Raw genomic sequence first — 14,724 nt, 5'->3', positions numbered from 1 at the left:
TAACACGGCCCCCGGACGGGCGTGGATGGGGAGGTCTACCCATCCTCCCGTGCCGCCGACGGCTCTGCTGACTCTGTCGCATCCGCCTCTGTCCCTGCATCCGGCTCGGCGCTGGATGCCCTCGCGGTGTCGGCGTCGAGCAGGGCGAGATCGTCCAGCCCGACGAGCCTGGTGGTGACCGCGTACTCCACGAGCCGCGCTCGCCGGTTGGTCGCGAGCTTGCCTCTGCCTCCGCGGAGCCCGGCCACTCCGAGCTTGTCCAGCTTGTCGCAGACGTTGTCGAGCTTGCGGTTGAACGTCGTCATGCTCCAGCCGAGCCTCGCAGCGGCCTCCGCCGAGGTCGGGATGGTGCCGCGGCCGGGCACGGCCTGCGTCAGCACGCCCTCGGAGAGCGCGACGATGAGCTGCCGCTGGCTGGTGGTGAGCGTCACCGGCAGGATCGTCGTCGAGCCGCCCGCGTCGTTGACGGAGACCGCCGTGTTGAAGAAGTCGTCCTCGCTGCTGATCGTGAAGTCGTACGTGGTCGCGCCAGCGCTGAACATGACGTGCATGGTCTGGAACACGATCGGCAGCTTGGCGCCGGGAGCCAGCCACGCCTGCACGGTGCCGGTGGAGTCGCTGACGGTCGCGGTCAGGAGGGTTCCGACATTGGAGAGCCACCACATCCCGAAGTCGCTGCTGATGCTGAGGAACCGGCGGTGCAGGTACGGGTTGTCGTCGATGCTGAGGTCGGCCTCGCGGCCGATGCCGAACTCGGCGGGCTCGGTCACGGTGTAGAGCTCGCCGCAGTAGTCGATGGTCAGCGGTTTCACTGCGAGCACGCTTTCAACGGCTCCGACGTCCTGCCGGAGCGCACGGTGGCGACGTCGATGCAGACCGGAACGCCGGCGGTGAGCCCGGTGAGCTCGGCCTTCGGCTGCGCGGTGACCTCCGGCACGTCCGTCGTCCCCTCCCGCACCCACTGGTACTGGTCGCCCTTCTGCGGCTTCGCCGTCTTCCAGACGATGGTCGCCGTGGTGCCCTGCGCGTTGCGGGTGGCGGAGACCAGAGTCGGCGGCGGGACCACGGTGACGGCGACCGTCCCGTCCTGGTCGCTGCCCGGGCGCTGCGTCGGCGACGCCGCGGGGGTCGCCGACGGCAGCAGCACGGCGGCGAGCACACCGCCGGCGACCACGAGCACGGCCGCCGCGGCGATCACGGGAAGCAACCAGCGCGGGCGGGATGCGCGGGAGGCGGCGCCGGACTCGGACGTGCCGTCCTGTGCCCGCTCGGCCTCCTGCTCGGCCTCCTGCTTCGTCCGCGCGTCGCCCCTGGGGCGCAGCATCGTGTTCTCGGGAGCGGTCTCCCGCTCCGGACCCGGATGCACGGTCGGCATGGCGCCGCGCACCACGGTCGGTCCCGCGAGCAGCTCAGGAGGAACCTCGACCAGGCCGGAGCGCGTCACCGTGCTGTCCTGTGCGGCGGGCGACTGCCGCTCGTTCGTCGGCGCGTTCGGCGTCAGCGCGTTCGGCGTAGGGGCGTTCGGCGTAGGGGCGTTCGGCTTCTTCTGCGCGGCGAGTCCCTGCGCATCCACGGTCTGCACCGAGCGGGCGCGCGTCTCGTCCTCGCCGGACGCCGACGGCGGCGACTCGTCGAGCGTCCGCAGGTTCGGCACGTCGATGCTGGTCGGGGCGAAGCCGAGCTCCAGCTCCACCCGCTGCAGCGCCCTGGCGAAGTCGACCGCCGTCGCGAAGCGATCGGCACGCGACGTCGCCATGCCCTTGCGGAGCACGGCGACGAGCGACGGAGGGAGGTCGTCCCTGTCGATCGGGGTGATCATCCCGCGCTCGATCCTGCCGATGAGGTCGAGGGTGCCGTTCGCCCTGCCCGGCACCTCGAACGGCGTGCGCCCGGCGAGGATGGTGTGGATGGTCGCGGCGAGCGAGAACACGTCGCTGCGCACATCCGGCTGGGGGTCGTCGTCGAACATCTCGGCGGGCGACCACGGCACGCTGAGCCCCACCGAGCGGCTGCCGCTCGTGCCGGTGTCAGCGTCCCCGCCGCGGAGCGAGCTGAGCGACGCGGTGTGCACGGGCAGTTCCTCGAGCGCCGAGGCGATGCCGAAGTCGGTGAGCGCGGGCCAGCCGAAGTCGGTGGTGAGCACGTTCGCCGGCTTGATGTCCCTGTGCAGAATGCCGACGCTGTGCGCCGTCGCGATGGCGCTCGACAGCCGCACGCCGATGCGCAGGGCGTCCTCGACGGTGAAGCGCTCGCGCTTGAACCGGTCGCCGAGCGACGGGCCTGAGCAGTACTCCATCACCAGGTACGGCCGGTCGTCCGCCGACATGTCGGCGTGATAGATCGTGACGATGTATGGATGCGCGGACAGCCTGGCCATCACGTTCGCCTCCGCCACGAACCGGGCGCGAGCGGAGTCGTCGACGCTGTCGGTGAGCAGCACCTTCACGGCGACGCTGCGCTTCGGCAGCTCCTGCTCGTAGAGGAACACATCCGAGAACCCGCCGGAACCGAGCAGCCGAATGAAATGGAACCCCGGCAGGGCCGGCGGCTGCGAGGCGAGACGCCTCATGCGTCCTCACCGACCGTGAGCGTGACGCCGCTGCCCAGATCCACGACCGTTCCCGCGATGACCGCGGTCGGCTCGCCGCTGCGCAGCTTCTGCGGCTGCTTGCCCGGCAGCACGATCATCGTGCCGTTGCGGGAGTGCAGGTCGGTGACGACGACCGTGTCGCCCTCGACGGCGATGGTCGTGTGCGACCGGGAGATGTCCCGCTCGGCGCTGTCCACGGTCACCGGGCGCGGGGCCGGTCCGCGCGCGGTGGTGGAGGCGACGGGGGCGCGGCCGACGACGATCGGCGGCTCGAGGTACTCGCGCCTGCCGTCGGCGAGGTCGACGAAGAACCGCGGAGACGTCGCGACCGGAGGCTGCTCGTGCGCCTGATCCTGCTCGTGATCGCCGTGACGGCCGTCGCGGTCACGGAGGCCGCCGAGGCTACCCGACATGATGGTGAGGCCGTCGTGGTCGCCCGCTTCCGCGCTCGGACGCGCGGGAGCGGAATCGGTGATGAACCGCGGCAGGTCGATACGCGCGGGCTCCGCCTCGTCCGCCGGGCGCACGGCGGCGTCCTCGACGCTGCGCACCATGGTGGCGCCGAACAGGTGGTCGTAGCCGTTCGCGTCGGCGTCGGCGTCTGGATCGGTGTCCGGGTCCTGGTCCTGGTCGGCCGGCTGCGCGATGGTCGCCTCGCTCACGGTGGTGTCCGGGATGCGCGTCTCGTCCGCGACCGCATCCACGGGCTCGGGATGCACGGGCTCCGGCTCGACCGGCTGCGGCTCCACCGCGACCGGCGCGGTGATCGGCGCGCGTTTCCGCTCCTGTGCGACGGCCGGTGCGGCAGAGCCGACATCGCCGGCCCAGCTCACCGCCGTGCCCCAGACGATCCCCTCGGCCAGCGGCAGGGCCGGGCGGCGCGCATCCCGTGCATCCGCCGCTTCCCGTGCATCCGCCGCAGCCCCGGCCTCGACCGCGAGCAATACCGCTGTCGCCTCCGCCACCTGCTGCTCCACCCAGGTGGAGACGCCATCCGCGTCGATGCGGCGCTCCCCCGCCGCCGTCTGCACGGTCGCGACCACCGGGCCGCGGACCGCGATCATCGCCCGTCCTGCCCCGCCGTCGATCAGGCCGAAAGAGGGCGTCCTGGCGAACCCGTCCGCCGCAAGCGCCTCCAGCGTCGCGGCGAAACCCGAGGCGACGGCGGACGCCAGCGTGCGAAGGGACGACGCGTTCTGCGCTTCGACGACGAGCGCGCGCGTTCCCGCCGCGACCACCGCCCAGTCCCCGGTTGTCGTCTGCTGCACGTCGAACACGTCGGTGAAACCTACCCTCTCGGCTGCGTGTCTTCGAGAGAGCGGCTGTCTTCCGGCCTGTCTTCCGTGACATCGGAAGCCGGTTCCGCATCCCCCGCCGTCGATTCAACCACGATCACGGTGACGTTGTCGCGCCCTCCCGCGGCGATGGCCGCGGTGACCAGCCGGTCGGCGACGTCCGCTCCGCCGTCCGCGAGGATGCGCGCGATGGCCTCGTCGCTGAGCTCCTTGGTGAGCCCGTCGGAGCAGATCAGGAACGTCTGGCGACCCTCCTCGCGCAGCAGCAGCGAGTCCGTGTCGACGAAATCCTCAGCGCCGAGCGCACGCGTGATGACGTTCCGCTCGGGATGCACGGCCGCCTGCGCCTCTGTGATGAGGCCCGCGTCCACCAGCTCCTGCACCGCGGAGTGGTCGACGCTCAGGCGTGTGAGCGCCCTGCCGTCCCACAGGTAGACCCGCGAGTCGCCGACGTTGACGACCATCCACTGCTCTTCCGCGAGCTCCGGCACCCGCACGCGCACCACGCCGGTGAGCGTCGTGCCCGCGACGGCGACCCCGGACTCGTCCGCGCCGGACAGTGCGCGCACGGCGGCGTTCGCCTCGTCGATCGCCGCGATGACCTCGTCCGGGGTGGGAAGGCTGCCCGCGGCGATGGTGCGGCCGATGGACTCGACCGCCGTCTGGCTGGCCGCATCCCCTCTGGCGTGGCCGCCCATCCCGTCGGCGACGGCGAACACCGGGTCCACCGCGATCATGCTGTCCTCGTTGACGTGCCGTACCGCACCGACATCGCTGCGAACGCTCACGCCGACGATTGACGTCATGTACCGGTTTCCTCCTGCGTCTTCGCGGTCGTTGCCGGTGCGCGCCCGGAGTCCGTGGACCCGTTCGCGCCGTCCGTGGCGTCCGCGTCGTCTTCACCGTCGCCGTGGATGGCGGCGGCGACAGAGGTGCCGCTGAGCTTCAGCTTCACCAGACTTGCAATCGTAGCGACTGCCATGGATCCCACGATCACGCCGAGCGACATCATGGTGCTGATATCGGGCGCCCACTCGATGTGCTGGCCGCCGTTGATGAACGTCAGCTCGTTCTCGTGCATCGCGTGGAACACCAGCTTGACGCCGATGAAGGCGAGGATGAACGCGATGCCGTACTTGAGGTATTCGAGCTTGTCGAGCAGGTGACCGAGCAGGAAGTAGAGCTGTCGCAGACCCATCAGAGCGAACACGTTGGCGGCGAACACGATGAACGGGCTCTGCGTGATGCCGAAGATCGCGGGGATCGAGTCGAGGGCGAACAGCAGGTCGGTCGTGCCGAGCGCGAGGAACACGATGAGCAGCGGGGTGAACATCCTGGTGCCGTTCACCGTGGTGCGCAGCTTGTTGCCCTCGTACTGGTCAGAGACCTTCAGGTGCCTGCGGGTGAAGCGCACGAACCAACTGTCTTTGGTGCCCTCTTCGTCGTCGTGCTTGCTGAGCGCCTGGTGGATGGCCGTCCAGAGCAGGAACGCGCCGAAGATGTAGAAGATCCAGCTGAACGACGCGATCAGCGATGCGCCGAGGATGATGAAGATGCCGCGCAGGACGAGCGCGATGATGATGCCCACCATCAGCACTTCCTGCTGGTACTTCCTCGGCACGGCGAACCTCGCCATGATCAGGACGAAGACGAACAGGTTGTCGATGCTCAGGCTGTACTCGGTCAGCCAGCCCGCGACGAACTGCCCGGCGTGCTCCGCATCCCCGATGAGGAGCATGGCGAGGGCGAACAGCAGCGCGAGCGCCACGTAGAACGACACCCAGAGCGTCGACTCTTTCGGGCTCGGGATGTGCGGTCGCTTGAACACGATCAGCAGGTCGAACGCCAGGATCAGCAGCAGAACGACCATCGATCCGATTTCGAACCAAGCGGGAAGAGCAAGCTCCACGGGGAAAACCTTTCGAAGGGCACCAGAAACGGGTCCGAAAGTCTCTCCCGCACCCGATATCGGGTGCCGCTGTGCCCGGGCTCGAAGACTCGAACCGTGATGACGTCCACAGCGCCGACCCGTAAAGGGCCGTCCGGGATACTCCCCTTCGCTCCGAACAGTCTACCGGATGCGCGTGGCCGGGCGGTCTACAGTGCGCGCTATGAAGCGGCGCCCCCTGACCAGCAGCGTGCTCGCGTCCGGCGGATACGACCGGGAGGCGCGCATCCTGGAACTCGAGTTCGTCAGCGGGGACGTGTACAGGTACTGGATCGTGCCGGAGCGGGTGTGGCGCGGGCTCTGGGAGGCGGAGAGCGCGGGGCGGTATTTCGCGGAGGAGATCAGGGACCGGTATCCGGTGGAGAAGGTCGGGCGTGAGAGCGGAATGTAAAGAAGCGGTAAGGCGCCTGCGAATCGCGGCGTCGTCGTCGTGCTCGCAGCGAAGATGGAGCCGTGGGCGATGACAAGGGTCTGGTGCTGGTCGTGGAGGACGAGTCGACGATCGTCGACCTCGAACGCCTGTACCTGACGAGGAGCGGGTTCGGAGTCCACGTGGAGACGGAGGGTCGCCGCGCTCTGGACGCCGTCTCCCGGCTCCGCCCGGCCGCGATCGTGCTCGACATCGGCATCCCTGGACTGGACGGCCTTGAGCTGTGCAGGGCGCTCCGGTCCGCCGGGGATTGGACGCCGATCGTGTTCGTCACCGCACGCGACGACGAGGTCGACCGCATCCTGGGGCTCGAACTCGGCGCGGACGACTATCTCACCAAGCCGTTCTCGCCCCGCGAACTGGTCGCGCGCGTCCGCGCGCTGATCCGGCGCTCCCAGGTGCGCACCGGTCTGGAGCAACGAAGGATCGGTGTTCTGTTCCTCGATGCCGGTCGGCGCGTCGTCGAGGTGGCAGGCGTCAGAGTCGAGCTGACGGCGACCGAGTTCGACCTGCTGGACCACCTGATGAGTCAGCCGGGACGGGTGTTCACCCGCGAACAGCTCCTCTCCTCGGTCTGGGGCGTCGCCGACTACAGCAGCAGCAGGACGGTGGATGTGCACGTCGCGCAGTTGAGGCTCAAACTGGCCTCGGCGTCCGGACTCGTCCGAACGGTGCGCGGAGTCGGCTACAGCGTGGCGGAACCGGATGCCTGACGAGCGGGCGCGCACCCGATGGCGGCGCGCATCCATCACAGGGCGGATCGTGCTCGCCACCTTCGCTGTGAGCCTCATCGCCGTGCTCGTGACAGCGCTCATCGCCGTGCAGGCGGTGCAGAGGGTCGCGGAGGACCAGGCCAGGAAGGAGCTCACGGCGCAGGCGACGGCGCTCGTCTCCGCTCGCGAGACGGGATCGCACGTCGCAGCCGCCCGGCTTGCCTCCCTCGGCGACAGGTTCGCCACCGTCGCTCCCGGCGGTGCCGTCTCCGGCGGTGCGCGCGCATCCGTCTCCCCCTCCGTCGTGCGTGCGTTGCAGGACGGGCGCACCGTCTCCGGCACGACGACGCTCGGCGGCTCGGATGCGGTGCTCGTCGGGATCCCGTCCGCGGACGGCGGCGGCATCGTGGGTGTGCGGAAGGTCGCCGACATCGCTGCGGCCAACGCCGACCTCGTCCGCTGGCTGATCGTCGCCCTCGTGATCGGTCTCGCCGCGGCGAGCATCGTCGGCGTCCTGCTCGCGCGGCGACTCGGCCGGCCGCTCAGCCGTCTGGCGGGCAGTGCGCGCGAACTCGCCGCGGGACGCCGCGGGGTGTCCATCGCCGACGAGTCGATCGCGGAGATCGACGACATCGCCCAGGCCATGCGCAGCCTCGACTCGGCGCTCGCTGTCAGCGAAGACAGGCAGCGCGAGTTCCTGCTCTCCGTCTCTCACGAGATCCGCACACCGCTGACGGCGATCCGCGGCTACGCCGAGGCGCTCGCCGATGGCCTGGTCACCCAGGACGACGCGGCGGACGTCGGTATCACCCTGACGGCGGAGGCCGAACGGCTCCACCGTTTCCTGGGCGACCTGCTCGAGCTCGCGCGCCTGGAGGCCGACGACTTCACCATCGACCCGCAGCGGTTCGACGCCCGGCAGACCGTGCAGCGGGCGGTGACCGCGTGGAGCGGCGCCGCGACACGCGACGGCGTGACCGTGCGCGCCGACATCCCGGACGCGCCACTGATGGTGGCAACCGACGAGTTGCGCCTGCGTCAGGTCGCGGACGGTCTGATCGAGAACGCGCTGAGGGTGACGCCGGAGAACGGGACGATCGTGGTGGCCGCGGCTGCGACGGCGGGCGGGGTCCGGCTCACCGTCCGCGACGGCGGCCCAGGGCTGAGCGCCGACGATATGGCCGTGGCGTTCGAGCGTGGTGCGCTCCACGCGCGCTATCGCGACGTCCGCTCGGTCGGGACGGGGCTCGGCCTCTCCATCGCGAGCCGCCTGATCGGCCGATTGGGCGGCTCGATGGCGGTCGACGCCGCGCCAGAGGGCGGGGCGGCGTTCTCGGTGTCCTTACCGTCCTCGTACATTTCGCCCGCGGAGCGCTGACATTCCGGTGCGAGTCTGAGGGACATGGACACGAACGATACCCCCGATGCTGCTCCCGGCCCCGGCCCTGACGAGCAGCCCACGGTCCCGCTGAATCAGCAGGCGGCGCAGCCCGCGTACCCGGCGCAGCCCGCGTACCCGGCGCAGCCCGCGTACCATGCACAGCCCATCGCGGCGCCTGGACGTGCGGCCGCGGACGGCTCCCCCGCCTTCCTCCGCAGGCACTCCGTCGGACTCGCCGTCACCGCTGCCGTCCTGGCCGTGATCGTGGTCGCGGGAGGCACAGCGTGGGGCGTCTCCGCCGCGGTCGCGGGAACCCAGACCGCAGCATCGCCTGCGTCGATGACGACGGCGTCGCACACCACCGCGAAGCACGGCAGGACGCACACCACGCACAGAGCCCGCGGCGCGGTCGGAACCATCTCGGCTGCAGGCCGCGACACCTGGACGCTGCACAGCGCATCCGGAGCGACGGTCACCGTGAAGCTGACCCCGCACACGGCGTTCGGCACCGCGAAGGCACCGGTCGCGAAGAGTTCGTTCGTCGTGGGTGACAGGGTCGGCGTGCTCGGAACCCGCACCGGCCACACCGTGACCGCATCCCGCGTCGTCCATGTCCCCCTGCGGGCGAAGACCGCGGGAACGCCGACCGCGACGCCCACGCCCGGCGCCTGACGGACGCGACAGGTCGGCCAGACGGCGCACGACGACGGAGGCATGAAAAAAGCCCGGATGTCAGTGAAGAACTGACATCCGGGCTGTTGTGACCCCAGCGGGATTTGAACCCGCGTTACCGCCGTGAGAGGGCGACGTCCTAGGCCGCTAAACGATGGGGCCGTTTTTGCAACTCAATGAGTATGCCACACCCTTCGCCGCTGTTCCAAAACGGGCGGTGCATCCCGGGCGTGGCGCATCCCAGGCTCCGGCCGAGCAGGTCAGGCGAGCACGAGCAGTGCGCCGGGAGCGACGGAGACCTCGACCGGAAGAGGACCGATGCGCTCTCCGTCCGCGTACGCCACGACGCCCGGCGCGTCGATCGTGACGGTGCGCACCGGCGCGAACGAGACCTCATCCAGGTCCGTATGCGTTCCGGAGAATACTTTGGGGAACATCCGCAGGAAGCGCCATTTCGGCATCTCCTTCACGATGAACAGGTCGAGCATCCCGTCGTCGACGCTGGCGTGCGGAACCACGCGCATCCCGCCGCCGATGGACCGGTTGTTCGCGACGGCGATCAGCAGCGCCTCCCGCTCGACGGGCACGCCGTCGGCGACGACGCGGTACGGGATGGGGCGGAGCGTCGCGAGCTCGCGCAGTAGCGCGAAAACGTAGCGGCTGCGCCCGCGCGGCCTGGTCATCAGGTTGGCGCGTTCGTTGACGGTCGCGTCGAACCCGGCGGACAGCACACAGCCGAACCAGGTGCTCAGACCGCCGTGCCTGACCACGCCGGCGTCGATCCGCCGCGGAGGACGCTGCAGGGCGCCGAGCAGGGCGTCGATGGCCGCCTCGGTGTCCGCGACCGGGATGCCGAGGCCGTCCGCCATGTCGTTGCCCGTCCCGCTCGGCACGATGCCGAGAGGGACGTCGGTCTGCGCGACGATGTTGACGCCGAGGTTCACCATGCCGTCCCCGCCGACCACCACGAGCGCATCGGCTCCGGCCGTGACGGCCGCCTTCGCCTCCCGGCGCAGCAGCTCGACGTTGGCCTCGTCGAGCGCCACCACCGTGTGCCCCGCCGCGTGGAGCCGCTCGATCACGCGCGGCCCGACCTCGCGCCGCTTGCCGAACGACGCCATCGGGTTCACCGCGACGACGACGGTACGGGAGGTGGCCATAGTGCACGATTATGGCCGAACTTCCGCGCCCGCGATCTCCGTCCGAACGGAGACCCCGCTCGACACGCCGCCGCAACCTCCGTCCGAACGGAGTCTGCGCGGCATCCGCGCGAGAACTCCTGCCGAACGGAGAGACGGACGGTGCGCCGTTCTGCAGGAGGTTTCGCGCGGAGGGCGCGCGATCTCCGTTCGGACGGAGGAGACGCGGGGTGCAGCGACGGAAGCTCCGTTCGGAAGGAGAAGGCAGCGCGCGGCTACAGCCGCACGCGCCGCAGGAGCTGCGCGTTCAGCGCCACCACGATCGTCGACACGCTCATCAGCACAGCGCCGAACGCCGGGGACACGACGATGCCGATGCCCGTCGCCACCCCGGCTGCCAGCGGCAGAGCGATCACGTTGTAGCCGGCCGCCCAGGCGAGGTTCTGCAGCATCTTGCGGTAGGTGGCCCTCGACAGCGTGATCACCTTGGCGACGCCCCGCGGGTCGCTGGAGGCCAGCACGATGCCCGCCGACTCGATCGCCACATCCGTGCCTGCGCCGATCGCGATGCCGACGTCCGCCTGCGCGAGCGCGGGGGCGTCGTTCACGCCGTCGCCCACCATCGCCACCCGGGCCCCGCCCTGCTGCAGCTGCGCCACCGTGCCGGCCTTGTCGCCCGGAAGCACCTCGGCGAACACCTCGTCGATGCCCAGCCGGGCGGCGACGGCCTCGCCGACGGCTCGCGAGTCCCCCGTCAGCATCGCGACGCGCACACCCCTGCTGTGCAGGATGCGCACCGCCTCCTCCGACTCCGGGCGCACCACGTCCGCCAGTGCGATCATCCCGGCGACCTCGTCCCCGCGCAGCACGTACACGACGGTCTGCCCCTCCGCCTCGGCGGCCGACGCGGCGGCGGAGACCTCCGCGCTCGGCGCCACGCCCCGCTCGGCGAACAGGCGCGGCGCGCCCACCGTCACCACGGCGCCGCCGACGCGCGCGGTCGCGCCACGCCCGCCGAGCGCTTCGAAGTCCGCTGCGGCGGACACCGCGAGCCCGCGGTCCGCGGCCTCCGCGACGATCGCCCTGGCGATGGGATGCTCGGCGGGAGCCTCGACGGCTGCGGCGAGCGCGAGCAGCGCATCCGCATCCCCATCGGTGGCGGCGACGGCTGAGACGCCCTGGCGCCCCTCGGTGAGGGTGCCGGTCTTGTCGAAGAGGACGACGTCGATGAGGCGGGCGTCCTCCATCGCGTGCCTGTCGCGGATCAGCAGTCCGTTCTTCGCGCCGATGGCGGTGGAGATCTGGGCGACGAGCGGGATGGCGAGACCGAGGGCGTGCGGGCAGGCGATCACGAGCACGGTCACCACGCGTTCGAGCACGAACGATGGATCCCCCGGCCGCAGGATCGCCCACACGACGAGGGTGAGGGATGCGGCGGCGAGCGCGACGTAGAACAGGAGCGCGGCCGCGCGGTCGGCGAGGATCTGTGTGCCGGACTTGCTGGCCTGGGCGTCGGAGACCAGCCGCATGATTCCGGCGAGCGCCGTGTCGCCGCCCGTCCTGGTCACCCTGACCACGAGCGAGCCGCTGCCGGAGATGGAGCCGGCGACGACCTGCTCCCCCGCCCCGCGCGCGACCGGCTTGGACTCCCCGGTGAGCAGGGACTCGTCGAGGTCGGAGCGGCCGTCGACGATCTCCCCGTCCACGGGCACGGCGGCGCCCGGTCGCACGCGCACCAGGTCGCCGACCGCGAGGGCGCTCACCGGCACGAGCTCGGCGGTGGGTGCGGTCGCCCCGCCTTCCGCTCCGGCGCCGCCAGTGGATGCGGTCCCCAGGCGCTCCGCTTCGTCCGGCAGCAGCTTGGCGAGCTGTCCGAGCGCATCCTGGGCGCCCATCACCGCGGACATCTCGATCCAGTGGCCGAGCAGCATGATCAGGATGAGGGTGGCGAGCTCCCACCAGAAGTCCATGCCCGGCAGCCCGAAGGTGACCGCCAGGCTGTAGCCGAACGCGACGACGATCGCGAGCGAGATGAGGGTCATCATCCCCGGCTGGCGGCTGCGGAGCTCGTCGACGGCGCCGCGGAGGAACACCAGGCCGCCGTAGAAGAAGATCGCGATGCCGAACGCCGCCGGGATGTACTGGCTGCCGGGGAACCGGGGGCCGCTGAGGCCGAGGATGTCCTGCAGGCCGTGCGAGAACACCAGGGTCGGGATGGTCAGCACCAGCGTGAGCCAGAACTTGCGGCGGAAGACCGCCGGGTCGTGCCCGGCGTGGCCGGAGTGGTCGTGGGCCGAGTGGTCGTGCGCTGAGTGGTCGTGGGCCGAGTGGTCGTGCGCTGAGTGGTCGTGCGCTGCCTGGTCGTGCGGGGTCTCGTGCGCCTGATTTTTCGTCGTCTCGTTCATATCCACATCAGAACAGTACCCCCAGGGGGTATATTCCTCAAGCCTTTCTCAGCCGAGTTGCACCGGCACCCTTTTGGGTATTTCCTGAAGTCATGAGACTGACGAAGTTCGAACACGCCGCCCTGCTCCTCGAAGAATCGGGAAAGAAGCTGTTCGTCGACCCGGGAAGCCTGACCTCCCCCCTCACCGACACCGCCAACACCGTCGCCGTGGTCATCACGCACGAGCACGCCGACCACTGGACTCCTGAGCAGCTCGGCCGCATCCTCGACCTCAACCCGGACGTGCAGATCTTCGCCCCCGAAGGCGTCGCGACCGCCGCGACCGACTTCAACGTCACCGTCGTCCACGCCGGAGACACCGTCGAGGCCGCCCCGTTCACCCTCCGCTTCTTCGGCGGCCGGCACGCGGTCATCCACGAGAGCATCCCGGTGGTCGACAACCTCGGCGTGCTCATCAACGACGAGCTCTACTACCCTGGCGACTCGTTCACCATCCCGGAGGGCGTCGACGTGGATGTGCTCGCCACCCCGGCGGGCGCGCCCTGGCTGAAGATCGGCGAGACCATCGACTTCGTGCTCGCCGTCAAGCCCAAGCGCAGCTTCCCCACGCACGAAATGGTGCTCTCCCGCGGCGGCAAGGACATGTCGAACGCACGTATCAAGTGGGCGACCGAGCAGAGCGGCGGCGAGTTCTTCCCGCTGGAGCCGAACGACACGCTCGACATCTAGGCGCACGTGAGCAGACAGAACGCGCAGCGGGATGACCGGCCTGCCGTCGTCTGGTTCCGCGACGACCTCCGGGTCGCCGACAACCCGGCTCTGACGGCGGCGGCAGGCAGCGGGCTGCCCGTGGTCTGCGTCTACGTGCTCGACGAGGAGTCGCCCGGCGTGCGAGCGCTGGGCGGCGCATCCCGGTGGTGGCTGCACCACAGTCTCGTGTCGCTCGCGGCGGCAGTGGATGCGCTTGGCGGTTCCCTCACCGTCCTGCGCGGCCCGGCCGAGCGCGTGGTCGGCGACCTGCTGCGCGAGACGGACGCCGCCGCCGTTTTCTGGAACCGGCGCTACGGCCTCGCGGAGCGCACGATCGACGAGGCCGTGAAGTCCGCAGCGCGGGCGGACGGCAGGGAGGCGTCGAGCTTCGGCGCGAACCTGCTGTTCGAGCCGTGGACGATCCGCACGGGCTCCGGCACTCCGTTCTCCGTCTACACGCCGTTCTGGCGGGCCTGCCTCGCCGCACCGGCACCGCGCCGACCGCTGGATGCGCCGGCCTCCATCGCCGGAGCCCCACCGCATCCCGGTCTCAGCGTCTCCGACCTCGGGCTGCTCCCGACACACCCGGACTGGGCGGGCGGCCTCCGCGACTCCTGGCAGCCGGGCGAGGACGCGGCGCACGACGCGCTCGATCGTTTCCTCGCCGAGGACGTCGCCTCATACAAGGCAGACAGGGACACCCCCGGCATCGACGCGACCTCGCGGCTGTCGCCTCGCCTGCGCTGGGGGGAGCTCAGCCCGCACCAGGTCTGGCACGCGACGGCAGCGGCCAGGGACCGGAGCACCGCGGAGGGCGCTGCGACGTTCCTCTCCGAGCTCGGCTGGCGCGAGTTCGCGTACCACACGCTGTTCCAGCGCCCAGCGCTGGCCACCGAGAACATCCGCAGCGAGTTCGACGACTTCCCCTGGCCCCGCCTGCACCCGGCCGCGCTGCGCGCCTGGCAGCAGGGCCGGACGGGCATCCCGCTGGTGGATGCGGGGATGCGCGAGCTCTGGCACACGGGCACGATGCACAACAGGGTGCGCATGGTCGTCGCGTCGTTCCTGATCAAGAACCAGCTCATCGACTGGCGGCACGGCGAGCAGTGGTTCTGGGACACGCTGGTGGATGCGGATCCAGCGAGCAATCCGTTCAACTGGCAGTGGGTGGCGGGCAGCGGGGCGGATGCGGCGCCGTACTTCCGGGTCTTCAACCCGGAACTGCAGCGCGAGAAGTTCGACAGGCACGGCGACTACGTGCGCCGCTGGGTGCCGGAGTGGCAGACGGAGGCGTACCCGGAGCCGATCGTCGACCTGGCGGAGACGCGGAGGGCGGCGCTGGCCGCCTACGACGTGGTGAAGGGGCGCTGACTCGCGCGCCGCATCCACCACCGAGTGG

13 protein-coding genes and 1 tRNA gene are annotated in these 14,724 nt (G+C 70.5%); 6 read left to right on the top strand and 8 right to left on the bottom strand.

Annotation, left to right across the window (positions count from 1 at the left end; translation table 11 throughout):
* Positions 1-35: 35 nt before the first annotated feature.
* Genes ACYVGI_RS05215 through ACYVGI_RS05195 form a run of 5 tightly spaced genes read right to left on the bottom strand, consistent with a single transcriptional unit; the run spans position 36 to position 5,794 of the window.
* The gene (locus ACYVGI_RS05215) at positions 36-812 is read right to left on the bottom strand and encodes a hypothetical protein (protein ID WP_460631608.1); all 777 of its coding nucleotides are present in this window, start codon (positions 810-812) and stop codon (positions 36-38) included.
* Positions 809-2,569, bottom strand: a complete 1,761-nt coding sequence (locus ACYVGI_RS05210) for a serine/threonine-protein kinase (protein ID WP_460631607.1) — start codon at positions 2,567-2,569, stop codon at positions 809-811. The genes ACYVGI_RS05215 and ACYVGI_RS05210 overlap by 4 nt, the downstream gene beginning before the upstream one ends.
* Entirely contained in the window at positions 2,566-3,867 is a 1,302-nt protein-coding gene (locus tag ACYVGI_RS05205) for an FHA domain-containing protein (protein WP_460631606.1), read from the bottom strand. Before ACYVGI_RS05205 ends, ACYVGI_RS05210 begins: the two co-directional genes overlap by 4 nt.
* Positions 3,868-3,878: 11 nt before the next feature.
* The gene (locus ACYVGI_RS05200; protein ID WP_460631605.1) at positions 3,879-4,691 is read right to left on the bottom strand and encodes a PP2C family protein-serine/threonine phosphatase; all 813 of its coding nucleotides are present in this window, start codon (positions 4,689-4,691) and stop codon (positions 3,879-3,881) included.
* Positions 4,688-5,794 (bottom strand): TerC family protein, encoded by a 1,107-nt coding sequence (locus ACYVGI_RS05195; protein ID WP_460631604.1) that lies wholly within the window; start codon positions 5,792-5,794, stop codon positions 4,688-4,690. The genes ACYVGI_RS05200 and ACYVGI_RS05195 overlap by 4 nt, the downstream gene beginning before the upstream one ends.
* Before the next feature lie 202 nt (positions 5,795-5,996).
* Between ACYVGI_RS05195 and ACYVGI_RS05190 the strand changes: the two genes are divergently transcribed.
* The 4 genes from ACYVGI_RS05190 (at position 5,997) to ACYVGI_RS05175 (ending at position 9,029) form a co-directional block, all read left to right on the top strand.
* On the top strand, positions 5,997-6,224 hold the full coding sequence (locus ACYVGI_RS05190; protein WP_460631603.1) for a KTSC domain-containing protein: 228 nt from the start codon (positions 5,997-5,999) through the stop codon (positions 6,222-6,224).
* 62 nt (positions 6,225-6,286) lie between these two features.
* Positions 6,287-6,976, top strand: coding sequence for a response regulator transcription factor (locus ACYVGI_RS05185; RefSeq protein WP_460631602.1), 690 nt, complete (start codon positions 6,287-6,289; stop codon positions 6,974-6,976).
* Positions 6,969-8,354, top strand: a complete 1,386-nt coding sequence (locus tag ACYVGI_RS05180) for a HAMP domain-containing sensor histidine kinase (RefSeq protein ID WP_460631601.1) — start codon at positions 6,969-6,971, stop codon at positions 8,352-8,354. The genes ACYVGI_RS05185 and ACYVGI_RS05180 overlap by 8 nt, the downstream gene beginning before the upstream one ends.
* A 24-nt stretch (positions 8,355-8,378) precedes the next feature.
* On the top strand, positions 8,379-9,029 hold the full coding sequence (locus ACYVGI_RS05175) for a hypothetical protein (protein WP_460631600.1): 651 nt from the start codon (positions 8,379-8,381) through the stop codon (positions 9,027-9,029).
* 89 nt (positions 9,030-9,118) lie between these two features.
* On the opposite strand, the gene ACYVGI_RS05170 is transcribed toward ACYVGI_RS05175, so the two are convergent.
* From ACYVGI_RS05170 to ACYVGI_RS05160, 3 genes are all read right to left on the bottom strand, one after another.
* Positions 9,119-9,191: transfer RNA gene (locus ACYVGI_RS05170), tRNA-Glu, on the bottom strand.
* 98 nt (positions 9,192-9,289) lie between these two features.
* On the bottom strand, positions 9,290-10,189 hold the full coding sequence (locus ACYVGI_RS05165) for a YegS/Rv2252/BmrU family lipid kinase (protein ID WP_460631599.1): 900 nt from the start codon (positions 10,187-10,189) through the stop codon (positions 9,290-9,292).
* A gap of 254 nt (positions 10,190-10,443) precedes the next feature.
* Positions 10,444-12,573, bottom strand: a complete 2,130-nt coding sequence (locus ACYVGI_RS05160) for a heavy metal translocating P-type ATPase (protein WP_460631598.1) — start codon at positions 12,571-12,573, stop codon at positions 10,444-10,446.
* A gap of 92 nt (positions 12,574-12,665) precedes the next feature.
* On the opposite strand from ACYVGI_RS05160, the gene ACYVGI_RS05155 reads away from it, so the two are divergent.
* Both ACYVGI_RS05155 and ACYVGI_RS05150 read left to right on the top strand, forming a co-directional pair.
* Entirely contained in the window at positions 12,666-13,304 is a 639-nt protein-coding gene (locus ACYVGI_RS05155; protein ID WP_460631597.1) for an MBL fold metallo-hydrolase, read from the top strand.
* A gap of 6 nt (positions 13,305-13,310) precedes the next feature.
* Positions 13,311-14,696, top strand: a complete 1,386-nt coding sequence (locus tag ACYVGI_RS05150; RefSeq protein ID WP_460631596.1) for a cryptochrome/photolyase family protein — start codon at positions 13,311-13,313, stop codon at positions 14,694-14,696.
* Positions 14,697-14,724: the final 28 nt, after the last annotated feature.

Source organism: Leifsonia lichenia, from assembly GCF_054780215.1.
This window is presented reverse-complemented; position numbering and strand designations above follow the sequence as displayed.

Bases quoted from the DNA above. Each gene is read 5' to 3' on its own strand.
- ACYVGI_RS05210 (WP_460631607.1), bottom strand. From the start codon at position 2,569: ATGAGGCGTCTCGCCTCGCAGCCGCCGGCCCTGCCGGGGTTCCATTTC.
- ACYVGI_RS05200 (WP_460631605.1), bottom strand. From the start codon at position 4,691: ATGACGTCAATCGTCGGCGTGAGCGTTCGCAGCGATGTCGGTGCGGTA.
- ACYVGI_RS05190 (WP_460631603.1), top strand. From the start codon at position 5,997: ATGAAGCGGCGCCCCCTGACCAGCAGCGTGCTCGCGTCCGGCGGATAC.
- ACYVGI_RS05180 (WP_460631601.1), top strand. From the start codon at position 6,969: ATGCCTGACGAGCGGGCGCGCACCCGATGGCGGCGCGCATCCATCACA.
- ACYVGI_RS05175 (WP_460631600.1), top strand. From the start codon at position 8,379: ATGGACACGAACGATACCCCCGATGCTGCTCCCGGCCCCGGCCCTGAC.
- ACYVGI_RS05165 (WP_460631599.1), bottom strand. From the start codon at position 10,189: ATGGCCACCTCCCGTACCGTCGTCGTCGCGGTGAACCCGATGGCGTCG.
- ACYVGI_RS05160 (WP_460631598.1), bottom strand. From the start codon at position 12,573: ATGAACGAGACGACGAAAAATCAGGCGCACGAGACCCCGCACGACCAG.
- ACYVGI_RS05155 (WP_460631597.1), top strand. From the start codon at position 12,666: ATGAGACTGACGAAGTTCGAACACGCCGCCCTGCTCCTCGAAGAATCG.